Origin of the sequence: Brucella pituitosa, from assembly GCF_003049685.1 — a bacterium.
Lineage (GTDB): Bacteria > Pseudomonadota > Alphaproteobacteria > Rhizobiales > Rhizobiaceae > Brucella > Brucella pituitosa.
In genome coordinates this window covers 1656805-1682878 of sequence record NZ_PYSY02000002.1, presented here as the reverse complement: position 1 = coordinate 1682878, position 26074 = coordinate 1656805, and the positions used below count along the sequence as shown (strand labels likewise).

Below are 26074 nucleotides of genomic sequence, written 5' to 3'. Positions count from 1 at the left end.
CTGGTTGTTATTCCAGTGAGAGAAACAGACCCGCATGAAGACGGGCACGTTCAACCAGACTATCCTCGAAAATATGCTCGCCCAATGTATGCAGTCCTTCACCACGCACACCGATGGAATCGAGCGTCGGGACACCAAGCGCGCCGGTAAAGTTACCATCCGACCCGCCACCCGAACTCTGAGCCGTCATGGTAAAGCCGATCTCTTTTGCGATCTCGTTGGCTAAGTTGAAAAGCTTCAAATCCTGTGGTTGTCCCGGCTCCCAAACAGGTCGTGTTACGCCACGCGTGACGATCAGCTCGACATCATCTTTGGTTCCCGCAAGAGCCATGATCCGTGCAACGCCGTCTTCCAGATCTTTCTGGGTTTTGGCCATACTGAGCGCTTCCGCATTACAACTGGACGAAACGCAATTGACCCACTGCCCGGCCTGAATAACGCCTACCGAGAAAGTGCAGTCATCGGTTGTGAGCGCTTCAATTTCAATAATCTTTTCAGCCATACGTCGGATTGCAGAACGACCTTCCTTCAGCAACCAGCCCGCATGGCTTGGTTTGCCAACTGTCTCAAGATTATAACGCGCAATCGCATAACGTCCGACAACAGCACCACCATCACGGCGCGCAGGTTCTGGCACCAGTACATATTTGTTCTTGAGTGCTTCCTGCTCGATCAGATCACGCGTCGAAGGCGTTCCCACTTCTTCATCTGGTGTCAGCAGAAATGTAACTGGAAGCTTGGTCACAAGCCCACTTCTTGCAATCTGTCGCATGGCTTCAAGGGCAACGAAGTTACCACCCTTCATATCCTGAATGCCTGGGCCGTAAATCTTTCCACCCTCGCGACGATACGGATTGATATCGATCACGCCAAGTGGATGAACCGTATCAAGATGGCCGGACACCAGAATGCCGGGCTTGCCCTGATCTTTGTGCGGGAAACGCGCACGCAGTGAGCCACCAAAGCCCATACGTCCCGGAATAAACTCAATGCTGGCGCCTGCAGCCGCAAAGTCATAGGCGGCTGCATCGACCATGCGATTAACCGCATCCGCATCAAATGTGGGACTTTCCGTTTCGATCCATGGGCGCAGACGCGCGATCATATCATCGAGATCAAATGGCAATTCATGCGCGCTCATGCTGCGAGATCCTTGTTTACTGGCAGGCGAGTTTCTACGATCCGGGCATAGATAGACGCGCCAATTGGCAGCGTTTCCGGTTCGAGTACAAAGGCAGGATTGTGCAAGGCTGCTTTGCCGCCATGCAGCACATTGATGTATGCACCGGGCACACGCGCCAGCATGTCGGCAAAATCCTCACTGCCCATAAAAGCCGGGCAGTCGTCGGTTACATTTTCCTCACCCAACACATCGCGCGCAGCCGCAATATAGGCATCGGACAGCTCGCTATCATTGCGCAAGACATCGAAAACATTACGCAGCTCGACATCAACTTTGATGCCATAACCTGCACCCACACCTGCGCAAATTTCGCGCAGACGGCTTTCTGCAAGATCGCAGACACGCTGCTCGAAATAACGAATTGTGCCGGTGATAGTCGCCACTTCCGGGACGATGTTATACGCGCTTCCAGTATGAAACTGCGTGCAGGACACAACACAGGAATCGGTTGCCGGAATATTGCGCGACACGATGGTCTGCAATTGCCCGACCAGATCGGCACCGATCACCAGCACATCACGGGCATTGTGCGGCTGGGCGGCGTGACTGCCTTTACCTGTCAACTTGATATCGAAGAAGCTGGCACCGGCCATGGCAGCACCCTTACGAATGACAGCTTTGCCTAGAGTGCCCAGCGGCTGATTGTGCATCCCGTAGATTTCATCGCAAGGAAAGCGCTCGAACAGGCCCTCCGCAATCATGCCGCGCGCGCCGCCCAGACCTTCCTCAGCTGGTTGGAAGACGAAAACCGCGGTCCCTTCGAAGTTGCGTGTCGCCGCAAGATACTGCGCAGCGCCCAGCAACATGGTCGTATGGCCATCATGGCCACAGGCATGCATTCGGCCCGGATTTTGCGATGTATAAGGAACACCGGAAATCTCATCAATCGGCAGCGCATCCATATCGGCCCGCAGACCAACACGGCGGTTACCCGCGTTTTGACCTCTCAATATGCCGACAACACCAGTCTTCGCAATGCCGGTATGGACTTCATCGAAGCCCCATTTTTCCAGTAATGACGCAACGACACCGGAAGCATGTTGCTCCTCGAAACCGATTTCCGGATGACGATGAAGGTCTTCGAAAACCGCGCGCATCTCGCCGGCTTTCTCCTCAATAAACGGTATGACGGGCATGATTTCATTCCTGTTTGAAACATTGAAGATAACCGGGGCCGCAGCGTGCGGCCCTTCGATCAGGCGGCAGGACGTCCAGCCGCAAAGTCCCAGAAACGGCCGGGAGCCGCTTCAATCAATGATCGCGTATATTCATGCGATGGATTACCAAGCACGTCGGCGGCATCGCCTTGCTCAACCACTTGTCCGCGTTTCATCACCAGCACTTCATCGCAAATCTGTGCGGCAACACGCAGGTCGTGCGTGATGAAGATGATAGCGATGCCGGTATCACGCTGCAGCTCGGCAAGCAGATTGAGAACCTGCGCCTGAACCGAAACATCAAGCGCAGAGACGGCCTCGTCGGCCACCAGAATATCGGGTCTGAGCGCGACCGCGCGCGCGATGGCAATACGCTGGCGCTGACCACCTGAAAACTGATGCGGATAGCGTTTCAGGGCATCTTCGGGCAACGAGACGATCTTCAACAAGCGTTTCGCTTCCGCTACTGCCTCGTCATAAGGGACGCCGTAATTAAGTGGCCCTTCTGTCAGGCTTTGCTCAATCGTCCAGCGCGGATTCAATGACCGAAACGGGTCCTGAAACACGACCTGAAGCTTCTTGCGAAACGGCTTCATCTCGCGTTTTCCGAGATGTGCGATGTCTCGTCCGTCCACGACGATCTCACCTTCTGTGGGCTCGATCAACCGCATGATTGAGCGGGCAACGGTAGTTTTACCCGAACCGGATTCCCCTACAATACCGAGTGTACGCCCCGGCTGAAGCTCGAAGTTCACCTCGCGAGAGGCATGGACTCCCGGCTTTGCGCTGAAAATCCCGCCACTGCGATAGGTCATGCCAAGATCGCGAACGCGGATCACAGCTTCACTTCCCTGCGGCTCACGCGCCAGACGCGGAACGAGGCTGGGAACAGAGCCCAACAGGTCCTTGGTATATTGCTGCTGCGGTGACGACAGAACGTCCCGGATTGTTCCGCGCTCCAGGATTTCACCATGACGCATAACACAGACACGGTCAGCGATTTCCGCCACCACCCCCATATCGTGCGTGATAAACAAAACCGCAGTGCCGTGCTTTTCCTGCAATTCCGCAATCAGCGACAGGATTTGCTTCTGTGTCGTCACATCGAGTGCCGTAGTTGGCTCATCAGCGATCAGCACCACAGGCTCAAGAATGAGCGCCATGGCGATCATGATGCGTTGACGCTGACCGCCCGAAAGCTGATGCGGGTAGCTTTGATAAATGCGCTCCACATCCGGCAGATGCACCTGCTCCATGATGTTGATAACTTTAGCGCGCTTGGCCTCTGCCGAAAGGCTGGTGTGAACGTCCAGAACCTCTGTGATCTGTTCACCTACCCGCATAACCGGATTGAGCGCAGTCATCGGCTCCTGAAAGATCATGGAGATGCGCGTAGCGCATCTTTTCATGTCAGAGGGTGAAAGCTTGAGCAAATCAGTGTCATCCAGCCTTATTGCACCTGATTTGACCAGCAGGGCATCTTTCGGCAAAAGTCCCATGGCTGTGAGCGACGTCACCGACTTTCCTGAGCCGGATTCGCCTACGAGACAGACCGTCTCGCCTTTGCGAATATCAAAGCTCACGCTGCGAAGCACGGGTGTACCACCGGGAAGCGCCACCACAAGGTTTTCCACTTCCAGAACGACGGACTCATGTGTAAAATCACGATTACGCAGTTCCATATCAGCCCTCCCGCTTTTTCAGACGTGGGTCGAGTGTGTCGCGTGCAGCGTCGCCCAGCAGATTGATCGACAGAACGCAAAGCGTCAGCAACAGGCCCGGCCAGAGCACGATCGATGGCTTGATGCGGAAGAACTGACGGCCTTCAGCCATGATGTTCCCCCAGGTTGGAATTTCCGTGCTGATGCCAGCACCCAGGAACGACAGGATCGCTTCCGTGAGGATCGCAGAAGCGACAATATAAGTGCCCTGCACGATGAGCGGTGCCATCGTATTAGGAAGAAGATGCCGGAACAGGATCTTCGGTGTGCTTGAACCTAGCGCCAGTGCCGCTTCCACATAAGGCTCTTCACGCGCAGTCAGGATGACAGAACGCACAAGGCGCACCACGCGCGGGATCTCCGGGATGGTGATGGCGACAATCACTGAGCCAATAGAAGGCCCATTCAACGCAACCAGCGCGATAGCGATCAGGATCGATGGCATCGCCATCAAGGCATCCATCATGCGCATGATGATTGCATCGGCCGTGCGGAAAAAGCCGGCAATCAACCCGATAAACACACCGACGCCAATTGAAGCAGCCGCAGCAAACAATCCGATCAGCAGCGAGATGCGCCCCCCAAGGATCATGCGCGAGAAGAGATCGCGGCCATAATTATCTGTTCCGAGCAGGTATTCATCGGAAGGCGGCTTCAGCCGCATCAGTGGATTCATTGCCAGCGGATCGTGGGGAGCGATCCAGGGGGAAACAAGGGTTAGGAGGAGGATTGCGGCGAGAAGAAAAGCGGCAATCATTGGCCCGATACCAACACGTGTAACGCGCGGCAGCGAGAACAGACGGAGCATCCAGTGCATGCCTGCCGATGTCGGTTCTGAGCGCATCAATAGCGTATCCTTGGGTCGAACAGTGTGTAGGAAAGGTCAATCAGAAGGTTGACGAAAACATAGAGTGCACTCGTCAGAAGGATCATGGCCTGGATGACCGGATAATCGCGCGCCAGCACAGCATCGACCGTCAGGCGGCCAATTCCGGGAATATTGAAGATGCTCTCCGTCACGACCACGCCAGAAATCAGCAATGCGAAGCCGGTGCCGACAATAGTTACGACCGGCACAGCAGCATTTTTCAGCGCATGGACGAACAGAAGACGGCGATCACTGACACCTTTCGCACGTGCTGTGCGAATATAGTCTTCGCCCAGAACATCCAGCATTGCTGCGCGAGTCATGCGAGCAATGAGTGCGATGTAGATCGAAGCCAGTGTCAGCGCGGGCAATATTGCGCGCTCCATAAAGCCGCCAAAGCCCGATGAAATCGGCTTGAAACCCTGCACTGGAAGCCAGCCCAGATTAACCGAAAAAATGAGCAGCAAAACATAGCCGACCAAAAAGACCGGAACGGAGAAACCCAGAACCGAAAAGCTCATGACGAGATAGTCGATCCATGAACGATGACGCCAGGCGGCGATCACACCCATCGGAATTGCAGCGAGAACTGCAATGATAATGGTGAGAACAGCGATCGAAATCGTCGGGCCGATACGTTGTGAAACCATATCGAGCACTGGAACGCCGGAAATCAGCGAAACACCGAGATCACCCTGCAATATCTTGCCCATCCAGGTAAAATACTGAGTGAGGATCGGCTCATTAAGGCCCATTGCCTCGCGGATGCGTTCGAGCTGTTCGGTGGTCGCGGCATCGCCTGCCAGAATTGCTGCCGGATCACCCGGCGTCAGTCTGAGGAGGAGGAACACAAATACCGATACCAGCAGCAGCACCGGCACGAGCGCAAAGATACGTTTTAACAGATAGACAGCCATATGCGCGTCCCGCTTGAGGCGGAACCGGTACAAAACCGACTCCGCGTTGAACTGGGCGCTACCGCACTGAACGCGATAGCGGCGGGCAGATTATTCTTCGGTCTTTTTCACGTTCCAGAAAACGGGAACGGGTGAGCCGAGCATATCAATGACATTGGAGCGGCGTGCCTGTGGTGGGTTATATTCACCAAGCGGAATGTAGAGCACGTTCTCCAACGTATGAGCCTGTATCTTTTCGACAACGGCCTTCTGCTCTTCAGGCGTCTTGGCGGCGATATATTCCTTTTTCAACTCTTCGATCTTGTCGTCCTTCGGCCAGCCGAACCAACCCTGATCGCCGCGGCCATTCAGCATCACTGAATTAAGCGGTGTCGCGATTTCTGGAATCTGCCAATTCGTGAAGAAAATATTCCAGCCGCCCTTTGAAGGCTCATCTTTTGACGCACGACGACCGACGAGCGTCTGCCAGTCCATCGGCTGCATGTCGACGGTGAATCCGGCAGCGCGGAGTTGCTGTGCTGCAACGACTGGCTGAGGCGACAGACTGGTAACATCGGTCGGCTGCATCAACACAACCGGCTTGCCATCATAACCAGCCTTTTTGAGCAGTTCCTTTGCCTCTTCAACATTGCCCTGCGCGATGATACTTTCCGCGCCGACATTGGTAGCATTGGGCGTGCCGCAGCCGAAAATCGCACCGCAAACCTTGTAGTAATTCGGATCAGCCATCAGCGCTGCAAGCACTGGTTCCTGCGACATGGTAAGGAAGGCGGCACGGCGAATGTCAGGATTGTCGAAAGGTGGATGCTTGAAATTGAGGCGTCCCATTGTCTGATAGCCAAGCGGATCGCGCTGTTCCAGAACAACGGAATCATCGCCATCAAACAGCGGCACGAGATCGACCGGGATCTGTTCGACATAGTCGATTTCACCGCTTGTCAGCGCATTCACAGCGGTTTGGGCGTCGGTCATTGTAACCCAGCGCACCTTATCGACATTGACAACCTTACCACCTGCCATCCAGCTGGCAGGCTCGCTGCGCGGTACATAATCTTCATTCTTGAGATAGCTGACGCCAACGCCGGGCTGGAATTCTGCCGGTACCAACTTGAACGGGCCAGAGCCGATATGTTCGGTAATCGCAGTATCAGCGGGCGTTGCTGCAATCCGCGCTGGCATAATGAACGGAGGCAAAGCTGCCTGCTTGGAAAGCGTATCGAGGAAGGGAGCGAACGGTTCTTTTAATGTCCAGACAAGGGTCTTGTCGTCAGTGGCCTTCAGAGAATCTGTGATATCCATGATAAGCTGGCCACCGGCATCGCGCTTGGCCCAGCGTTCAAGTGAAGCCACCGCATCTGCAGCCGTTACCGGTGCGCCATCATGGAATTTCAAACCATCGCGTAGCGTGAATGTAAGTCTTACCGTCATCCGAAACGGTCCAATCTGCCATCTGTGGCTGTGGTTTGAAATTTTCATCAACAGCAATCAGCACGTCATAGATCATATATCCATGATCACGCGTGATATGTGCGGTGGTGATGATCGGATCGAGAATACGCAAATCGGAATGCATGACTGCAGTGAGCGTTGTTTCCGCCCATGCATTGCCTGCGCCAAGCGCAATCAGGGAAACAGCTATCCCATATTTCAGTTTGCGGAGGATGGGGCCAGGCTGTGTTGATTTGAAAAACTGCATCTACTTGGTTCCTCTGAAGGTTGTTATTATTGTTTTATTTGAATTCTTCTCCCAACGGCTCAAGCCGGATACCTGAGCGCAAGTGCTTCCATGACAATTGTGCCGGGCTGAGCGGCATTGCACCGGGGGCTGTGCAAACAAGGAGCTTTTCAGCAATAGGGGCGAAGTCGGCCCGGAAATGTACTGAGCTCTTATTGACCAGAATGGCTTGCTGTTCCGGTTCAATACCAACCATCCGATAGAGCGCGCGATCGGCCATCTGCGCGAGATTGGTTGTTACAACGACACGTGTCCCGCCAAGACGCAGGCAGGCAGATGGCCCCATGTTTAACCAGGTGCCACCGTAATAAGGTCCCGTCGCATGGGCCTTGCCGTCGGAGAGTTTTTCTACGGTGAACGTAGCCGTGAATGGCTGATCGTCATCAATTCCCGACTTGCCGCCAAGGGAGATTTCAATCTCCGCACCCTCGCCTGCCTGATGTGCAATGTTTGCCGCTTCAGGATCGTGGATACAGCCAATCGCCGCACGTTTTGCATCGCAGGCAATAAGCGCACGAAGCATCCCGGTCGTATCCGAACTGCCGCCTGCCCCGGGATTGTCTTGTGTATCAGCAATGATGATAGGACGAGAAGCATCTCGTGCCAGCTCGATTGCCTTCTCAACCCCTTCTTCTGGTTGATAAGAGACACCTGCGAAAGACTGCTCGGCTGCAGAAAGTGCCGCCATGATATCATCTGCACAATTCTCGACCGCTTGCTTATCCCACCCGTAAGCAAAGACTGAAGGACCGCATTCCGCGAAATCGGCAGCGGAAAGCCCATGAAAGAGAAGCTGTCAGCACATCTTCCGGCACATCCACCGTCATGCCATACAGGCCTTTGGCCGGTTCCTCATCCGTGCATTGCCATGCGATAGGAATGAGATAATCACCCTGCCGCATCGCCTTGTGCCAGCCATCGGACTTGCCCATTAATGCCTGTAAGGCTTTAGCTGACCGATAGCCGGTCTCGGCCATATCGACATGCGGATAAGTGCGGAAACCGACCATCACATCGGCATGATCGAACATACGACGCGTGATGTTGCCATGCAGGTCAAGCGCTACCGCCAACGGCTCACTTGCACGAACCGCACGCACGCGCTCAAGAAGTTCGCCTTCGCCATCGTCCACATGTTCGGCAACCATCGCGCCATGCAGGTCGATAAAAATGCCGTCAAGCGGACCGCAATCCTTCAACCCTTCAACAATCTCGGAGACGATTGCCTCGTAAGCGTCTTTGGTGACCGGAGCAGAGGGAATAGCGCCGGCCCACAGGATCGGCACGATTTCCCAACCGGCTTCCTGTGCGAACTTGAGTGCACCAGCAATGCCCAGATTGACGTTTTGAGCATTCTCGATAATCGCTTCACCACGCGAAAGCGGGATATATCCGCCGCCCTGAACGAATGCTGCCATGGTTGCAGGAGCGGCAGCAAACGTGTTTGTTTCATGCAAAAAGCCAGCTACAGCCACGCGTTTTGACACGAGCGTACTCCCATTTTTCTGATTTGCCCCCTCGGGCTGTGATGTGTATCTGTCAGCGATACATCTATATTGATTTTTTATGATAGGGACCAATTTTGATCCTTGTCAATCCTTGAATCTGGATTAAAGCTTTTTCCCATGAACACATTTCGAGACCTGCGCGGCATATCCACTTTCGATCCGGATGAAGCGGAAGCTTTCAAGGATGACCCGTTGTTTTTGCGCTCGGTCGCACGAACGGTTGCAGTCATGTCTGCATTTCAAAGCGCGCGACATCCCTTGTCGCTCAGTCAGGTTGCAACCGCAGCAGGCATTGATCGCAGCGCTGCCCAGCGCATTGTTCATTCGCTTCTGAAGTTGAATATGCTGGCACGCGACCCTGAAGATCGTGGTTATCTGCCGGGCTTGCGTATTCTCGACATGACTTACGATTTGTTGCGGCTCAACCCCATGTTGCAGCGCGCAAATCCGGTCATGCTGGAACTCCGGCGCCGGGTCAGCGAGCGTGTTGATCTGTCTCTTTTTGACGATGTTCGCGTAATTTACGCCCTGCGTATGCCGTCAAAACACGAAGTTTTCAGTGCGACCATCGTCGGGAATGCAGTTCCCACTTATTGCACGGCGGGTGGTGTGGCCATTCTCTCGCGGCTGCCTGACAACACAATTGCCGACATCGTTAACCGGTCGGATATGACACCATTCACACAGCACACTGTCCGCGATCTGGAAGGGGTGATGGAGCATGTTCGCGCAGCGCGTGAACGCGGACACTCCCTATTGTGCAAGCAGCTTCTCAATCATGAAGTTGCTATTGGCGCTCCGATTCTTGATTGGAGGGGCGCCCCTGTCGGCGCAATCCATGTAGCAGGCAGCCTTCAGGAATGGACGGCCGAAGGCTTCAGCGAAAGTTTTGGGCCGCTCATTCAGAATGCAGCCCAAACGATTTCAGAAAAGTCCCCTCCTTTTGGCAGCAAAAGAGCGGAAGCGGAATAAAAAATACCGGGCTAATAGCCCGGTATTTGTGTCGATTAGTCTTCCTTGATCATGCTGTCTTTGCTGGTATCGCGCATCCGAAGATAGACGATCAGTGAAATACCGATCATGACGGTTACGTACCAGTAGAAGCCACGCTCCCAACCACCATTCTTGAAGCTCAGCGCTACATATTCCGCAGTTCCGCCAAACAACGTATTCGCAAGAGCGTAAGGCAGCGCCACACCAAGTGCGCGGATATGAGCTGGGAAGAGTTCTGCCTTCACCACTGCGTTGATCGAGGTGTAACCAGTTACAATGATCAGAGCACCCATGACGAGCATCCCGGCAACCCATGGGTCACGCGTCTGCTCAAGCGTCGCAAAGATCGGATAGGTAAACAGTACGCCCGCCGCACCGAAGGCAATCATCAGCGGCTTGCGGCCAATCTTGTCCGATAATGCACCGGCGACAGGCTGAAGGCACATGAAGATGAACAGAGTGACCGCGTTGATCTGACTCGCCACTTCGCGGCTGAAGCCAGATGTATTGACCAGGAACTTCTGCATATAAATTGAGTATGCGTAGAAGGCGAGCGTACCACCAGCGGTCAGAAGCATGACCAGTGCGGTTTCCTTCGGATGATACTTGATCAGCGTCCAGAAGCCAGACTTCGGGGCGTCCTTGGTTTTAGCATTCTTGAAGCTCTCGGTTTCAGCAAGGCCACGGCGTAGCCAGAAGACAACAACCGCAAGCAATGCACCGATGAAGAACGGAATACGCCAGCCCCAGGATTCAAGAGCAGAAGTTTCCATTGTGCTCTGAAGCACGATCAGTAGCAGAATTGCCAAAAGCTGGCCGGAGATCAGCGTCACATACTGGAAAGACGAAAAGAAGCCGCGACGGCTTTGCCCGCCATTTCGGATAGATAGGTCGCGCTGGCACCATATTCACCGCCAACAGACAGACCCTGCATCAGGCGTGCAAGAACCAGAAGCGCCGGGGCAACAAGGCCAATAGTTTCATAGCCGGGTGTCAGGGCAATAATAAGCGAACCTGCGCACATTAGCGTCACGGACAGCGCCAGACCTGCCTTACGGCCCTTGCGATCAGCATAGATGCCCATGATCCACGCACCGATCGGGCGCATGATGAAACCAACGGCAAAAACTGCAGCAGCGCTCAAAAGTTGCGCGGTCTGGCTTTCCGACGGAAAAAAATGCGGTGCGAAATAGAGCGTGAAGGCTGCGTACACGTACCAGTCAAACCATTCGACGAGATTACCGGTCGATCCGCCAATAATGGATTTCAGTCGGCTGTTGGTGCTCGGCGCAGCACTCTGTTCGGACGTTATTGAGACCATGCGGTCACTCCTTCAAATCTCACGATTTTTGAGGTTCACCCGTGGTGAGCGCGTCAGTAGCCGCACATATTTCCGGGTGTTTCTGATTTCCTTGAGGATTGTCGCGACAGCGCCCAGGACGGGCTTAAAAAGGCGAAAACCCCTATTGGGAAATGGGCTTGATTGATTGGTTTCTGGATCCGCGCCCCTTAGTCAGGCCGACTTTCAGTTTCCTGAGCCTGTATCGCAACACCCAAATCTCCTTCAAGAAACTGGGCGAGAACAAAGACATGGTTTTGTGGTTGCACGGATTAGCTCCTCCCTACGAAACTCCCATTTTCGAAGTGGTACCAAAATGCGGGACCTGGCTGCCGACCGCCAGAGCAGTGGATTAAAAATTTTAGTTTGTTGAATTAACTCGCAGAATCTCGATTTTGACACATTCTGAACACGCCATTTATGCAAAAATCTGCGTGACATTATTCAAATAAATGCATAATCCTGCACAAATGAAAAAACGGCGGCAGCTCAGCAGAATCCTGATGATTGCGCTCGCGTTCTTGCTGGCGATAGGCCTCTGGACGACTGCACGGTCGTGGACGGAGACAAGTGCACTTGATCGTTTGAGCGAGGATGCGACGCTTGTAGCGCGTCAGCAAACCCGCCTTATCGATAGCGAACTGGCCAAGTTCCGCCTGCTTCCGGTTGTTCTGAAAGAATATAGCGACCTTCACGACGTCCTTGCTGGTGAAACGCGAGAATCTACAGAACGACTAAACGAAAAGTTGAAATTCCTTGCCTATGAGATCGGCTCACCGATCATTTATGTCGTCAAACGCGATGGCACCGTCATTGCTTCTTCCAATGCCAATACGCCTGAAAGTTTCGTTGGGCGCAATTACGGCTACCGTCCTTATTTTCAAGGCGCGATGGCTGCAGGGGCTGCTGAATATTATGCCATAGGCGATCTTAGCAGGCGCTTTGGCCTATTCCTCGCAAGGCGCATTGGCGATGAAGCCAATCCGGTTGGTGTTGTAGTCGTCAAATTTGAGTTTCACCGGCTTGTCCAAACGTGGTCGAACGATCCCGGCCAAACTTTCGTCGTTGATCCTCGTGGCATCATATTGGCATCCACGGATAAGGCAGAAGACCTTCGCTCGTTTCTACCAATCTCCGAAGCGGAACGCACAAAGATAGGCCAGAGCGGACAGTTCAACGTCGCAGACTTGCAACCCAGTCACTATGCTTTCGAGCCTGAAAGCATGATGCGCGGACCATCCGGTGCAAAGTTTCTCACTGTGAGCGAGCCGATTGCCGGAACAGAATTAAGACTTCTCCATGTTGAACCCGTAGCCCCATCAATGCGAGCAGCACATGATCTGGCACGACTTATAACTGTGTCGGCATTGCTGGTCCTCATCGTGATTGCCGGTGCGGTTTATTGGCGAATAACGCGCGCGGCACGTCTGGCTGCAGACCGCGCTGCTCTTGAATCTGCAGTTGCAGAACGCACCGCCGAACTCAGCGCTGAAATGGCAGAGCGCGAACGCGCCGACAAACGCTTTCGGGAAGCACGTGAAGAGCTGGGGCAGGCAAACAGGCTCGCATCACTGGGGTCTATCACCGCAGGTCTTGTCCATGAGATCAACCAACCCGTCGCCACCATTCAGACACTTACAGAAAATGCACAACATCACCTGGCGAAGGGCAAGCTGGACAAAGTCGCAGCCAATTTGGTCACTTCCATCGAACTTACCTCCCGTATTGGTTCCATCACGCAGGAAATGCGGCGCTTTGCCCGACGCGGACACCGGGATTTGGCCCCGGTCCGTCTTGATGAGCTGATCGAAGGCACGCTTCTTTTGATGGGCGACCGCTTTCGCAATACTGGTGTGACACTTGAAATGCCCAACCGTTCCAATTTTCAGGTTCTCGCAAATCGCGTCCGGCTGGAACAAGTGTTGGTCAATCTGCTGCAAAATGCGCTTGATGCAGTTGCTGAAAAATCTGAACCGCGCATCGCTTTGTTCATCTCAGAAGAGGAACAACTTGTGTCCCTGATTGTCGCGGATAATGGACCCGGCATAGATCAGGCATTGGGCGATGAAGTGTTTAGCCCCTTTGTAACCGGAAAGCCGGAAGGTTTGGGCCTCGGGCTGGGTATTGCACGCGACATCATGACAGAACTCGAAGGCACGTTGCGTATCGTGCCTTCGCCATTGGGCGGCGCTGCCTTCTCAGCCACGGTAAAGCGAGCAAAACAAGCATGACAGGCACTGAACCACTCCGCGTCATGTTGATCGATGATGACGTGGCATTTCGCACAGCGCTTGCGGATTCTTTCGAGATCGCTGGTCTGGATATAGAGACCTATGGTGATGGACAATCGGCACTTGCCAATCTGAGTGCCGACTTTCCCGGGATCGTCGTCACAGATATCCGGATGCCACGCATTGATGGTCATGCCGTGATGGAAGCGCTGCTGACACGCGACCCCGAGTTGCCAGTCATCCTCATGACCGGACATGGCGACATCAGCATGGCAGTGGCAGCACTCAAAAAAGGTGCCTTCGACTTTATTGCGAAGCCTTTCTCTGCCGATCACATGGTTTCAAGCGTTCGTCGGGCATTGGAAATGCGCCGTCTGGTTCTCGAAAACCGCAGACTTCGCAAAGCCGCTGCGGAAGCTGAGCAAGATTTCCCGTTGCTGGGGGAAACACCCGTTATGGTGCGATTGCGAGAGACTATCCGCCAGCTTGCAAGTGTCGATGTAGATGTGCTGATCGAAGGCGAAACTGGCACCGGAAAGGAACTTGTTGCCCGACTGCTTCATCGCTGGAGCACACGCCATGCTCGCGGCTTTGTCGCAATCGACTGTGCAGCACTCCCCGACGCGATTGCCGATGACGTGCTTTTCGGCAATAGAATTCAACGCGGACGCATAGCCGATGCGGACCGCGGCACCCTTTTCTTAGATGAAATCGACAGCATGTCAGCAAGCTTACAAGGCAAACTCTTGCGTGTCGTCGAAGAACGCGAATTGCCGTCGATGACGGGGGAGCCTCGCGCTGTCAATCTGCGCGTTATCGCTGCTGCCAAAGGAGATCTCGAAGGCTCGGTCAATGCTGGACGCTTCAGATCCGATCTTTTCTACAGGCTTGAAACCGTGCGGCTTCGCATCCCGCCTTTGCGTGAGCGCCGCAAAGATATCGGGCTTTTATTCGCTTATTTTCTCGATGAGGCTGCAAACCAATTCGGCCAACCGCGTCCGGACATCAATGCAACGATAGAGGCCCGGCTCAATGCAGATGAGTGGTTGGGAAATGTACGCGAGTTGCGAAATTTCGCCAAGCAAGTGGTGCTCGGATTAAGCTACGATCCAGCCAGTGAATCCAGCTCTCTGCCGCTCACAGAGCAGATGGATCAGTTTGAAGCCAAGGTTCTGCAAGACACACTTGCACGCCTGAATGGCGACGTCGGAGAAGCTGCCGAATCGCTACAGCTACCGCGTCGTAGTCTCTACGCCCGATTGAACCGACTCGGCATAGACGCTTCTTCATTCCGCAAAAAAGGCGCCACATAAACGAACGGCAGCGGCTGAGTGCTTAAGCACTCTCGCGCTTCACGACATCATAACCGATATCGATGATCGCATTGGCCGCCGTCACACCAGAGACGCGGTCAACAATCATTTCCATGCTCTTTACACCCATTTCATAGGCGTTCGGCTGGATCGTCGACAGGCCCGGCGTTATTTCCGACGCGATTTCGTAGTCACCCCATCCGGTCACAGCAAGACGCTCCGGTACTTTCCACCCAAGGCGCGTGCATTCGAATATCACACCAGCTGCCACGATATCCGTGGGACAGATTACACCATCTATATCGGGATCGATACGACGCAGCGCTTCAAGCGCCTTGGGGCCTGCACCAAAACCGTCGGCCTCATCCACAATACAGACCCGGTGATGTTCCAGACCTGCCGCAGCCATAACCTCCTCAAAAGCTGGGAGACGATCACTATATCGACGCGCAGACGCGCCACCATAACCGACAAATCCGATACGCTCGCAACCGCGTTTCAGCAGAAGACAAGCCATTGTCCGTGTTGCATCTGTCATGGAATAGCCAACCGCCATATCGAGGACATTGTCAGTGACCCAGCCTTCCACGACAGGCGTCTCGGTCTTCCTGAGCAGATCAATGGCTTCCTCGGAATGCTGATTTCCGACCAGCGAAATACCGGCGACGCGCAGACCGATGAATGTCTGAATTGCAGCCGTTTCATCCTGCCTGGTTTCCGCAAGTTTGAGTATCAGTTCATAACCGCTCTCGCTGGCGCGATCCTGCATTCCGCGCACATATTTATAAAAGCTTGAGTTCTTCATCGACGGAATGACCGCGCCAATGACCCGACTTTGCCCGGACGAAAGAATGCCTGCAGAATGGTTCGGAACATAACCAAGTTCCGCCGCGACCTGAAACACGCGCAACCGCGTTTCCTCCAGCACCCGTTCGGGGTAACGGAATGCATTGGATACGGTCATAGGCGACACACCAGCGGCCTGGGCGACCGACTGCATCGTTATAATATTTTTGCTGCGAACAAGGTTATTCATGGCTTGGCGCACAAATTATTCTCATCAATGCTAATTTCCAAGGTTTTTTATACTCACAAACAGGATATCTGTAGAAAACTCATCCTTGACGAAATCGACTTTACGGTCGATTGTAGCGCTACAATATATTGTAATGCTGGAAATGCACATGATCTTTCTGACAGGCAACAGGGCAAATCGCGAGAAGTGCTCATGAGTTTGCATTCGCAAGACGGAGCAAGCGCGCTCGTGCTTAGGGCCGTCACGAAGCGTTTTGGCTCGAACATTGCTGTCGACTGTCTCGATCTGACCATCGAGGCCGGAAAACTCGTTTCATTGCTCGGTCCTTCGGGATGCGGCAAGACAACCACGCTGCGCATGGTTGCAGGATTTGAAAGCACGGATTCAGGCACGATCCAAATTGGCGGAACCAATGTAACCAATCTTCCGCCTCACCGGCGCCGTCTCGGCATGGTTTTTCAGAATTACAGCCTGTTTCCACACAGAACAGTCGCAGAAAATATCGGCTTCGGCCTAAAGATGCAGGGTGCCGCAAAAGCAGAACGCGATGAACGCATCAAATCGATGCTTGATCTCATCCAGCTGTCTGGTCGTGGCGACGCTTTTCCCTCGCAGCTTTCGGGTGGTCAACAGCAGCGCGTGGCGCTTGCACGTTCACTGGTGGTCAATCCAAAAGTTTTGCTTCTCGATGAGCCTTTGAGCGCACTCGATAAATCTTTGCGCGAAAGCATGCAGTTTGAAATCCGTGCCATGCAGGCGCGACTTGGCATTACCACTCTTCTTGTCACACACGATCAGGAAGAAGCGCTTTCCATGGCCGACCAAGTCGCAGTCATGAACAAGGGGCGCATTCTTCAGCTTGGAACGCCCGGGGAAATTTACGACAAACCGCAGAGCCGTTTCGTTGCCGAATTTCTGGGAGCCTCCAACATTTTCGAGGGTGAGACATCCCCGGACGGCTCATCACTCTTGATCGGCGGACGCAAGGGAAGTGTAACTATTCCCCTCGCCACCCGGTATCCCTCATCACAGCCGCTAACACTTTCTATAAGGCCAGAGAGGATCGTGCCGGTCTCAGATGGCAATGGCCTGTTGAATGGCCGGGTAGTCGGCGCGGTGTTCCGCGGAAATTATGCTGCCTATCAGATCGACGTTCTGGCCCTCGGCCGGGAAATATTCATCTACCGGCAAGCTGAAAGCCGCCTTGGCGAGCTCGCTTATCATCTCAATGAAGAAATCACACTCGGCTGGAACCCGCAGGATGCCGTCGTCGTAACACCAGAATGAACTGAAAGCTCCGAATATGCAGAAGAATGGCGCACGTATCGGCATCGACGTGGGCGGAACATTTACCGATTTTGTTCTGTTCGATCCCGACCGCAAAAGCCTGATCCATTACAAGGAACCATCGACGCCTGAAGATCCGTCTCAGGCGCTGATCGTGGGCCTGCAGTCATTGCTGAAGAAAGCTGATCTCGGAGCCGACCAGATCGACACGCTTATGCATGGCACGACAATCGGTCTCAATGCCATAATCCAGCGGCGCGGTGCAAAGATCGCACTCATTGTCAGCGAAGGTTATCGCGACATTCTGGAAATCGCGCGCAGTCGTATGCCCTCTTCCTTTGATTTTCATGCAAGCAAGGAAGAGCCACTGGTGCCACGCCATCGCATCATCGAAGTCGGCGCGAGACTTTCGGCGAACGGCACGACAACCCAACTCCCCGACGATACAGCTCTTGAAGAAGTTGCAGCACAGCTAAATACACTGGATGTCGATGCGGCAGCACTTGTCTTGATCAATGGCTATACCAATCCTTCGGTTGAAAAAGAGCTGGCGCAGAAGATATCGGACAAGACGAATGGGCTTTCCATTACATCCGCCGCAGCGATCTGGCCAGAAATCCGCGAATATGAACGCACACTGATCGCCTGTCTCAACGCCTATATCCAGCCATTGATGCAGCGCTATTTTGAGGGGTTGAAAACGGGCCTTGCTCGCGATGGTGTTCATGCGCCGATCCTCGTCACAGCCTCTAATGGCGGTTCGCTAAGCATCGGCTCTGCACAGGAACGTCCGGTTGAAACGATCCTCTCCGGACCGGCCTCCGGTGTGATGGCAGCCGCACGTTTGGCCGCAACATCGGGCGTGCGCGCAATCATCACATTCGACATGGGAGGCACGTCGTCAGACATCGCCGTTGCACAGGATGGTTCTGCTGCGCTCGCCACCAAAACTGATATTGGCGGTCTGCCTCTGGTGTTGCCTGTGGTGGATGTCTCGGCCATCGGTGCAGGTGGCGGCTCAATCGTATGGGTTGATGACCATGGCGTGCTGAAAGTCGGCCCTCGCAGTGCTGGTGCAATGCCCGGCCCCATCTCTTACGGTCGCGGCGGCACAGAGCCAACCGTCACCGATTGTTATCTGACGCTTGGCTATATCGATCCAGCCGGTTTCCTTGGTGGACGTATGCAGCTTGAGAGCGCGCCTGCTGCTGCAGCGCTTGCACAGATTGGCAATCGCATCGGATTTCAGGATGAAAATGCTGCGGCGGAAGCCGCTCAGGGTTCGCTTGCGGTCACCACAGCGGGCATGGCGACTGAACTCTATAAAACGCTCGCCGCACGCGGCCTTGATCCGGCATCCTTTGCGCTCGTTCCATTTGGTGGCGCAGGCCCAACACACGCCAACCTTCTGGCAGAAGAAGTGGGCATCGCCCGAATTGTTGTCCCCCCGGCAGCGGGAACGTTTTGTGCATTGGGTGCGGCGGCAGCAGATTTACGGCGTGATTTCGTTCGCAGCCTGCGCAGAGAGCTTGATGAAGCAACCGCAGCAACGCTTGCTGAGACATTCGAAGCTCTCGCAGCAGAAGGAAATGACTGGCTGGATCAGGAAGGCGAGCAAAGTACCGGACGCCTTTTCGAAAAGGCTGCTGACATGCGTTATGTCGGACAGGCTTATGAACTGCGCGTTGCATTAAATGATGTCGATGCCGACGTTCATGCCATTTCCGAAGCTTTTCACCGCGAACATGAGCGCATCTATGGTTTCCGCGACAGCGCAGCCGAAGTCGAGTTGGGGACAGCCCGTCTCGCGGTTATTGGCGTCACGCCGGACCTTGCCGCGCAAGAGTTTCCAACAGGTGACGGCAAACCGGGCATCAAAGGCAAGCGCCGCTTGTTTCACAAGGGTGCATGGCTTGATGCAGATATCTACGACCGTCACAGTTTCCGGGCAAATGATCAAGTCAGTGGCCCTGCAATTATCGAGCAGGATGACACCACCACTATTCTGCTTCCCGGCTGGATAGCCAACTGCGACAAAGCCGGAAATCTGCATCTTGAAAGGCTGGCACAATGAAACTCAACCCAGTCACGCTTGCCATTCTCGGCAACAAGCTTGCAGCTATCAGCGAAGAAATGTGCCTGACACTTCAGCGCACCGGTCGCACGCTTTATGTCAAGGAAACTGCGGATTTTGCCTGTGCGCTTGCCGGGCTGGACGGACGCTTTTTCGCCTATCCGCGTTCTATCGGTGTTTCAGGATTTGTGGGCCTTGAATGCGGACCGACGATTGAAGCAGTGGGACCACTCGAACCCGGCGACGTCATCCTGACCAACGATCCCTATCGTTCAGAAGGTCTCGCCACACATCTGCCCGACCTTCATATGATTGAGCCCTACTTCCATGAGGGCCGCGTGATTGCTTATGGCTGGTGTTTCGTACACTGCTCGGATGTCGGCGGACGCGTGCCATCCAGCATCTCCCCAATGAATACCGAAATCTTTCAGGAAGGCTTGCGCATCCCGCCCGTCAAGCTGTTGAAGCGCGGAGAGATGTCACCCGAAGTGCGCCTGTTTCTGGAAGCAAACAGCCGCACGCCTGAAGCCAATATGGGTGATATCCGTGCCATGCTGGCAGCTCTTGCTGCCGGTCGTCGTCGCTTCGAACAGGCGATAGCCCAACACGGAGCAGACGAGGTTTCGGCAGCCAGCACCGATCTTGTTACCTACGCAGCTGAAAAGGCACGTTCGGTTCTGCGCAAGGTTCCCGCTGGCTCCTATGCGTTTTCGGATTATCTTGATGATGACGCAGCAGGTAACTTGCCTGTTCGCATCGCACTGACCGTAACATTCGAAGACGGAGAAGTGCATCTGGATTTCACCGGAACTGATCCGCAAGTGGCCACCGCCATGAATATTCCTTCGCGCGGACGCCCCCATGCATGGCTGACACTCAGGGTACTCGCATTGGTCAACACGCTTGATCCAACAGCACCGTTAAATGTCGGCCTGCTTGATACGGTTCGGATCACTGCACCTGAGGGAAGTCTGGTCAACCCGCAGGAACCCGCCGCAACAGGTGTCCGTCATGCAGCAGCCATTCGCGTCAATGACGTTTTGAACGGTGCCTTCGGAAAAGCATTGCCTGATGTCATGCCTGCCGCATCATCCGGCACAGTCATTCCCGTTGTCATGGCGGAACCAGATGGCAAAGGCGGGCGTCGCGTACAGGTCATCGAACCGATGATCGGCGGCACCGGCGCACGTTTTGGTCGCGATGGCGTTGACGGTCGAGACAGCGGTATCTCCAATCTCGCCAACAATCCCGTTGAAACGGTCGAAGCCGAGCTCGGCGTTGAAATCCTGCACTACAGCCTGCGTCCGGATTCCGGTGGCCCCGGCCAATGGCGCGGCGGGTGCGGCATGGAACTGACCTTTCGCGCATTGACCGATGATACCAATGTACTCGGTCGAGGCATGGAGCGCCTGCTGTTCCGTCCATGGGGTTCCTATGGTGGCCAGGCAGGTCTGCCCGGCGCGTTGATCGTTAATCGCGGACGTCCTGATGAACGCAGGCTTGGCAAAATCGATGTGCTCAACGTCAATGCAGGCGATACGGTAACGTTTCTGACCCCCGGAGCGGGTGGTTGGGGCAATCCGCATAAACGAGATCCAAACGCCGTTTTGGGCGACGTTCTGGATGGTTTTGTCACGCGCGACGCCGCTCATACCGAGTATGGCGTGGTGATACACAATGGCGCGATCGATAAGGATGCCACCGAGGCCAAGCGTCAATCACTGACAGACAACGGCGCCACCGACGGATTTGGCCCTGAGCGAAAGCACTGGGATGAAGTATTCGAACCCGCCGTGATGGACAGTCTGAACCGTGCGCTTGTGCAGCTTCCCGGATCCGTGCGGCAGCGCCAGCGTAAAGCTATATTCGACGCCGTTTTGCCTGCTCTACCCGAAGGCTTTCCACGAACAAAGGCAGAAGCCTCGAACGCACATACAGCGGCTATCGCATTCCGGGCGGCAGTTGAGAAGCTCATCACAATTTCCAATTCCGCAAACGCCTGATTGTTCCAGATAAGGAGTATCGCAATGACACTGATTACCAGACGAAACTTCCTCGGCTCAGGCGCCATGCTTGGTCTGAGTCTTGCCGCAGGCGGATTCCCGCGCATCGCCAATGCGCAGGCCGCAAAAGAAATCACCGTGACTGCCTTTGGCGGCATATGGGAAGAAGCTGTTCGCAAGTGCTTTGTTGCACCATTTGAAGCCAAAACCGGCGCAAAAGCCAATGTCTCTCTCGGTGGCCCACCGCAATGGCTGGCGCAGGTCGAAGCGTCGCCAGCGAAACCGCCGGTCGATGTGCTCATCATGACGCCGGACCTTGCGTTGACCGCAGCAAGATCAGGTCTTGTTGAAGACTTTACGGTCGAGAAGCTGCCGAACCTCGCGAAAATTCCTCAGCAGCTGACGGACTCAGTCGAGGGAAAAGGTACACTGTTCGACTATGGTGTAGCTGGCATCACCTACAATAAAGACCGCGTAAAAAATCCTCCAAAGTCTTTTGCCGAATTTGTCGACAGGGTTGCAGCTGGTGAATTCGTGGCCTCTATCCCGTCCATCAGCTATGCCGTCACACCGATCATGCTGATCTGGGCCATGGCCAAGGCATTTGGTGGCGGAGCTGACAACGTCGATCCGTTCTTCAAGGCCGTCGAGCGGATGAAGGACAACCTCGTCTTTTGGGCTGGGCCGAACGATTTCTTCAATCATCTTTCTTCCGGCGAAGCGGATATCGGTATTTATTTCGATGGCCGCACCTGGAACCATTACGATGCAGGCGCAACTTGGATCGACTTCATCAATCCGGAAGAAGGCGGTTCACTCAACGGTCTGGCAGTCCAGAAGGCGAAAAACGCCAACCCACTCGCCTGGGACTATATCAATGAAGTGCTCGACGCAGCCAACCAGACGCAATTTGCCGACATCATGAATTACGGTGTCACCAATGTGGATGTGGTTTACAGCGAAAAGCTCAAGCCCCGTATCACGCCATGGCAGAAAACCGCCTTCCCGCCATATGAGCAAATTGCTCAGGTTCGCAATGAATGGGTGGATCGCTGGAACCGGGAAATCGGTCAGTAAGGTCGCGGAGCACGGATATGAGCCAGACAGAAACATCAAAGGTTACGACAAGAAAGGGGCTGGCACTACCGGGCTGGCTACTTGTCTTGCCTGCTCTGGCGTTCCTGCTGGCTTTTTTCGTCCTGCCACTGTTTGACAACAGCGTCCGCAGCTTTGTCGATACTGAAGGCGGTTTAACTTTCGCACGTTACGCCACGCTGCTGACCGATCCCTTCTATCTGCGCGTCATCGGCGAGACGATATTGCTTTCAGGTGGTGTGACGCTGATTTGCGTAATCATCGGCTATCCGGTTGCCTATTTTCTGGTGCGCAAAGCAGGCCGATGGGCTGGCTTGATTGTCTTTCTGCTTATCGCTCCACTCCTGACTTCAATCATCATGCGCACCTTCGGCTGGCAGGTTCTGTTTGCCCGCCGTGGCCTCATCAACAATCTGCTTGTCGACCAGCTCGGTCTCATCTCGGTGCCGTTGCGGTTCACCAACTCGCCGGAAATCACCATAGCCGCTCTCGTGCATGTGCTCGTGCCTTTCATGGTTCTTTCGATCAGCACGGTTTTACAAGGGATTGATCGCAGGTTGGAGGAATCCGCAAAAATTCTCGGTGCCGGGCGTCTGCGCACCTTCTGGGAGGTGACTTTGCCCCTCTCACTCGACGGCATCGGAACCGGCGCGATACTTGTCTTCATGATTGCCAATGGAAGCTTCGTAACGCTGGTAATGCTCGGCGGCGGTCTTCAAACATTGCCATTGCTCATTTACCAGCAATTCAACACCACACGTGATTTTGGCATGGCGAGTGCCATGAGTTCGATCCTTCTGGTGATCGCAGTTGCCTGTCTCTTCCTGCAATTGCGTCTCGTGCGCCGCCGGGGAGCTTAAACGATGAAACTCTTTGGCAAAGACTGGACAGACATTGCATTGACCACCTTCGTGGTCGTGTTCTTCATTTTCATGCTGGCACCCATTCTTGTTGTGGTACTCGTGTCCTTCACGTCTGCGGGCTATGTGGCCTTTCCAATTCCCGGATGGTCGCTCAAATGGTTTGCGAATATTTTCGCTTATCAGCCCTTCGTGGATGCCCTTATCGTCAGTTTTAAGATTGGAATCGGCGCGACCATTCTTTCCTGTCTGATCGGCATCCCCGCGTGCCTTTATCTGGCGCGTTCACGAACAGGCTGGGCAAGCGCCGTCATGGCGTTTCTGCTGTCACCTTTGTCGATGCCGATGATTGTGATTGGCTTCGCATCGCTGTTCTTCATGAGCAGGCTTGGGCTGGGCATTTCATTCAGCGCACTGTTGATCACCCATACTATAGTCTGCCTTCCTTATGTCGTCCGCACGGTTGCGGGCGTTTATGGCAGTCTGCCCAAAAGCTACGAAGAAGCGGCCGCCATTCTGGGTGCCAATCCCTTGCAGGTCTTCTGGCATGTAACATTGCCGCTCATACGCCCCGGCATCATGGCTGGATCGCTGTTTTCATTTCTCACCTCGTTCGACAACTTGCCTGTGAGTTATTTCTTTGCCAGCGCAAGCACGAACACCTTGCCGGTTGTGATGCTCAGCTATCTCGAACATCAGTTCGACCCGACAATTGCAGCTCTCAGTACGCTGCAACTGCTTATGGCGGTTGCAACGCTCATCATTGTCGACCGCATCTATGGCATCAGAAAAAATGACGGTGGCCGCATGACTTTTCACTTACCCATCGACCATGTTGTGGTTCTCACAGGCGATCTGGATGCTGCCGGAACCGCCTTTGAAAAAAGCCGGATTCCATGTCACACCAATCGCAAAACACAGCGCTGCCATGGGTACGGCCAATCGCTGTGTCATGCTCAATGACACCTATATCGAAATCCTTGCAATCATTGAGAACACAGAAGCCAATTCCAAATGGCGCAAACTTCTCGAAAATGGTTCTGGATTGCATGGGATTGCGCTGCGCAGCAAAGATGTAGAGGCGGACGCTCAAGCCTTCAAAGATAAGAACATCGAAACTGAAGCGGTAAGGCACTTTTCACGACAAACCGACGCTGGCGAGTTACGGTTTTCGATAAGCCGTTTCAAAGATAGCGTTACCCCAGCCTATCAATGTTTGCTCTGTCAGCACCACACACCTGAACTTCTCTGGACATCTGACGCAATAGAACACCCCAACGGTGCGCAGCGTCTGATATCTGTTGCCGCACCGAACGTCTCGGAACTTGAAGTGCTATCCAGCGACAGCTTCGCAGATATACCGATATCGGCTGGAAGGGATCGCCTGACGATCAGCGGAAACAGTGATGCTGTTTTCGATTTACGGGAAAGCTGCGGATTGGAAATCGTGATGGTTCGCGCATGAAATCCTGGCCATCGAATAAACCTTCATCCTTGTGGATGTCGCTCTCACGCGAACAGTTTGAAGGTAATGTTCTTGAAGGTATTGTAAAAACCGAGATCGCGATCATTGGCGGCGGCATTGCTGGTCTTGCTGCAGCCATCGAGCTCGCGAGGCGTGGTCGCAAAGTCACCGTACTTGAAGCAACCAAGGTCGGCTATGGCGCTTCCGGGCGCGCCAACGGGCAAGTCATTTCGGCGCTAACACGCCATGGGCCCAATGCTTTACGGAATGTTTGGCCGGGAGAACAGGCGGAACGTTTTATCGAGCTTGTGAGGGGCGCTGCCGACAAGCTTTATGAACTCGCCAACCGTTACAGGATCGATTGCGATTTGAGCCGCGCTGGATGGCTGCAACCGGCACACAGTCCCGGCCGTCTCAAGCGCGTTTCCGCTCTTGCTGCACAATGGGCTGAGGCTGGTGCACCAACTGCCGTTGTTTCCTCTGATGATCTGGCAACCCGGCTAGGCACCGATACTTACCATGGCGGATGGGAGCATCGTGGCGGTGGGCACATAAACCCTTATGCTTTCACGGTGGGCCTTGCACGTGCCGCTACCTCAGAAGGTGTTGTGGTCTTTGAGCAAAGTCCAGCACTTAATCTCACGCGAGCGTCGACAGACTGGCTGATCAAAACCTCAAACGGCGAACTTCACGCAGAAAAAGTCGTGCTCGCGACCGCCGCCCACACCGGCAATCTCTGGCCCGAACTGCGTCGCTCCATTGTGCCGGTGACATCCTATCAAGCGGCAACCGAGCCGCTGGGTGATTTAGCGGATACAATCCTGCCCGGCAATGAAGCATCGTCAGACACCCGATTTGACCTTCGTTATTTCCGCAAGGATCGTGAGGGGCGATTGGTTTCTGGCGGCGCGCTCGCCATTCAGGCAGGTGCTGCGTATCGTCTGCCTGCGATGGTAGAGGGTCGGTTGCGCGCGCTCTTCCCTGACCTGCCAAACGGAACAGTGAAAACGTTCTGGGGCGGGCGCATCGCTATGACGGTGGATCGCCTGCCGCATCTGCATAGACGCGACGACGGTCTTTACAGCTGGATTGGCTGCAATGGGCGCGGCCTTGCACTCTCATGCGCTATGGCGGATGTAGTTGCCGACGCCGTTTGCGGCGTAGCGGATGACCAACTCGCCTTGCGTCCAACACCTGTGCCACAGGTCGCTTTTCACCCCATTGTTAGCCGAACGGCGCGCTTCATCCTGCCTTATATGCGATGGCAGGATGGCCGCGAAGTCTGACCA

The 26074-nt window shown here is 54.4% G+C and carries 17 protein-coding genes and 3 pseudogenes; 11 read left to right on the top strand and 9 right to left on the bottom strand.

The features are described from left to right. Positions 1-7: 7 nt before the first annotated feature. From C9380_RS20155 to C9380_RS20125, 7 genes and pseudogenes are all read right to left on the bottom strand, one after another. Entirely contained in the window at positions 8-1141 is a 1134-nt protein-coding gene (locus C9380_RS20155; protein WP_024898021.1) for a M20/M25/M40 family metallo-hydrolase, read from the bottom strand. After that, positions 1138-2319: a M20 aminoacylase family protein gene (locus C9380_RS20150; protein WP_100556730.1), complete on the bottom strand. Its 1182-nt coding sequence runs from the start codon at positions 2317-2319 to the stop codon at positions 1138-1140. Before C9380_RS20150 ends, C9380_RS20155 begins: the two co-directional genes overlap by 4 nt. A gap of 59 nt (positions 2320-2378) precedes the next feature. Beyond that, entirely contained in the window at positions 2379-4022 is a 1644-nt protein-coding gene (locus C9380_RS20145; protein ID WP_128094414.1) for an ABC transporter ATP-binding protein, read from the bottom strand. Position 4023: 1 nt separating this feature from the next. Further along, positions 4024-4869 (bottom strand): ABC transporter permease, encoded by an 846-nt coding sequence (locus C9380_RS20140; RefSeq protein WP_374844467.1) that lies wholly within the window; start codon positions 4867-4869, stop codon positions 4024-4026. 35 nt (positions 4870-4904) lie between these two features. Next, positions 4905-5846 (bottom strand): ABC transporter permease, encoded by a 942-nt coding sequence (locus C9380_RS20135; protein WP_024898025.1) that lies wholly within the window; start codon positions 5844-5846, stop codon positions 4905-4907. A 90-nt stretch (positions 5847-5936) separates the two neighbouring features. Next, a pseudogene (locus C9380_RS20130) lies at positions 5937-7542 on the bottom strand (ABC transporter substrate-binding protein). Between the two features lie 34 nt (positions 7543-7576). Beyond that, positions 7577-9068: pseudogene (locus tag C9380_RS20125) on the bottom strand (M81 family metallopeptidase). Positions 9069-9206: 138 nt separating this feature from the next. On the opposite strand from C9380_RS20125, the gene C9380_RS20120 reads away from it, so the two are divergent. After that, on the top strand, positions 9207-10061 hold the full coding sequence (locus C9380_RS20120) for an IclR family transcriptional regulator (RefSeq protein ID WP_024898028.1): 855 nt from the start codon (positions 9207-9209) through the stop codon (positions 10059-10061). A 35-nt stretch (positions 10062-10096) separates the two neighbouring features. Here the strand turns inward: C9380_RS20120 and C9380_RS20115 are convergent. Continuing rightward, positions 10097-11403: pseudogene (locus C9380_RS20115) on the bottom strand (MFS transporter). 521 nt (positions 11404-11924) lie between these two features. Here C9380_RS20115 and C9380_RS20110 point away from each other — a divergent pair. Continuing rightward, positions 11925-13652, top strand: coding sequence for a sensor histidine kinase (locus C9380_RS20110; protein WP_247877648.1), 1728 nt, complete (start codon positions 11925-11927; stop codon positions 13650-13652). Continuing rightward, positions 13649-14965 carry a sigma-54-dependent transcriptional regulator gene (locus C9380_RS20105; RefSeq protein ID WP_128094412.1) on the top strand — a complete coding sequence of 439 codons (1317 nt, stop codon included), beginning with the start codon at positions 13649-13651 and terminating at the stop codon, positions 14963-14965. Before C9380_RS20110 ends, C9380_RS20105 begins: the two co-directional genes overlap by 4 nt. Before the next feature lie 22 nt (positions 14966-14987). On the opposite strand, the gene C9380_RS20100 is transcribed toward C9380_RS20105, so the two are convergent. Continuing rightward, positions 14988-15965, bottom strand: a complete 978-nt coding sequence (locus C9380_RS20100; protein WP_128094411.1) for a LacI family DNA-binding transcriptional regulator — start codon at positions 15963-15965, stop codon at positions 14988-14990. Positions 15966-16193: 228 nt separating this feature from the next. Between C9380_RS20100 and C9380_RS20095 the strand changes: the two genes are divergently transcribed. From C9380_RS20095 to C9380_RS20060, 8 genes are read left to right on the top strand one after another with little or no spacing between them, the layout of a single operon-like run. Further along, positions 16194-17288: an ABC transporter ATP-binding protein gene (locus C9380_RS20095; RefSeq protein ID WP_128094410.1), complete on the top strand. Its 1095-nt coding sequence runs from the start codon at positions 16194-16196 to the stop codon at positions 17286-17288. Between the two features lie 16 nt (positions 17289-17304). Continuing rightward, positions 17305-19362, top strand: coding sequence for a hydantoinase/oxoprolinase family protein (locus tag C9380_RS20090; protein ID WP_111787792.1), 2058 nt, complete (start codon positions 17305-17307; stop codon positions 19360-19362). Further along, entirely contained in the window at positions 19359-21365 is a 2007-nt protein-coding gene (locus C9380_RS20085; protein ID WP_128094409.1) for a hydantoinase B/oxoprolinase family protein, read from the top strand. The genes C9380_RS20090 and C9380_RS20085 overlap by 4 nt, the downstream gene beginning before the upstream one ends. A gap of 24 nt (positions 21366-21389) precedes the next feature. Next, positions 21390-22442, top strand: a complete 1053-nt coding sequence (locus C9380_RS20080) for an extracellular solute-binding protein (RefSeq protein ID WP_128094408.1) — start codon at positions 21390-21392, stop codon at positions 22440-22442. 17 nt (positions 22443-22459) lie between these two features. Further along, positions 22460-23320, top strand: coding sequence for an ABC transporter permease (locus C9380_RS20075; protein WP_024898038.1), 861 nt, complete (start codon positions 22460-22462; stop codon positions 23318-23320). A gap of 3 nt (positions 23321-23323) precedes the next feature. Next, a complete protein-coding gene (locus C9380_RS20070; protein ID WP_252869792.1) occupies positions 23324-24283 on the top strand; it encodes an ABC transporter permease in 960 nt (319 codons plus the stop codon). Beyond that, positions 24249-24785: a VOC family protein gene (locus C9380_RS20065; RefSeq protein ID WP_252869791.1), complete on the top strand. Its 537-nt coding sequence runs from the start codon at positions 24249-24251 to the stop codon at positions 24783-24785. The genes C9380_RS20070 and C9380_RS20065 overlap by 35 nt, the downstream gene beginning before the upstream one ends. Then, positions 24782-26071 (top strand): NAD(P)/FAD-dependent oxidoreductase, encoded by a 1290-nt coding sequence (locus C9380_RS20060; protein WP_024898041.1) that lies wholly within the window; start codon positions 24782-24784, stop codon positions 26069-26071. Before C9380_RS20065 ends, C9380_RS20060 begins: the two co-directional genes overlap by 4 nt. Positions 26072-26074 lie beyond the last annotated feature (3 nt).

Bases quoted from the DNA above. Each gene is read 5' to 3' on its own strand.
- C9380_RS20155 (WP_024898021.1), bottom strand. From the start codon at position 1,141: ATGAGCGCGCATGAATTGCCATTTGATCTCGATGATATGATCGCGCGT.
- C9380_RS20150 (WP_100556730.1), bottom strand. From the start codon at position 2,319: ATGCCCGTCATACCGTTTATTGAGGAGAAAGCCGGCGAGATGCGCGCG.
- C9380_RS20145 (WP_128094414.1), bottom strand. From the start codon at position 4,022: ATGGAACTGCGTAATCGTGATTTTACACATGAGTCCGTCGTTCTGGAA.
- C9380_RS20140 (WP_374844467.1), bottom strand. From the start codon at position 4,869: ATGCTCCGTCTGTTCTCGCTGCCGCGCGTTACACGTGTTGGTATCGGG.
- C9380_RS20135 (WP_024898025.1), bottom strand. From the start codon at position 5,846: ATGGCTGTCTATCTGTTAAAACGTATCTTTGCGCTCGTGCCGGTGCTG.
- C9380_RS20120 (WP_024898028.1), top strand. From the start codon at position 9,207: ATGAACACATTTCGAGACCTGCGCGGCATATCCACTTTCGATCCGGAT.
- C9380_RS20110 (WP_247877648.1), top strand. From the start codon at position 11,925: ATGATTGCGCTCGCGTTCTTGCTGGCGATAGGCCTCTGGACGACTGCA.
- C9380_RS20105 (WP_128094412.1), top strand. From the start codon at position 13,649: ATGACAGGCACTGAACCACTCCGCGTCATGTTGATCGATGATGACGTG.
- C9380_RS20100 (WP_128094411.1), bottom strand. From the start codon at position 15,965: ATGCAGTCGGTCGCCCAGGCCGCTGGTGTGTCGCCTATGACCGTATCC.
- C9380_RS20095 (WP_128094410.1), top strand. From the start codon at position 16,194: ATGAGTTTGCATTCGCAAGACGGAGCAAGCGCGCTCGTGCTTAGGGCC.
- C9380_RS20090 (WP_111787792.1), top strand. From the start codon at position 17,305: ATGCAGAAGAATGGCGCACGTATCGGCATCGACGTGGGCGGAACATTT.
- C9380_RS20085 (WP_128094409.1), top strand. From the start codon at position 19,359: ATGAAACTCAACCCAGTCACGCTTGCCATTCTCGGCAACAAGCTTGCA.
- C9380_RS20080 (WP_128094408.1), top strand. From the start codon at position 21,390: ATGACACTGATTACCAGACGAAACTTCCTCGGCTCAGGCGCCATGCTT.
- C9380_RS20075 (WP_024898038.1), top strand. From the start codon at position 22,460: ATGAGCCAGACAGAAACATCAAAGGTTACGACAAGAAAGGGGCTGGCA.
- C9380_RS20070 (WP_252869792.1), top strand. From the start codon at position 23,324: ATGAAACTCTTTGGCAAAGACTGGACAGACATTGCATTGACCACCTTC.
- C9380_RS20065 (WP_252869791.1), top strand. From the start codon at position 24,249: ATGGGTACGGCCAATCGCTGTGTCATGCTCAATGACACCTATATCGAA.
- C9380_RS20060 (WP_024898041.1), top strand. From the start codon at position 24,782: ATGAAATCCTGGCCATCGAATAAACCTTCATCCTTGTGGATGTCGCTC.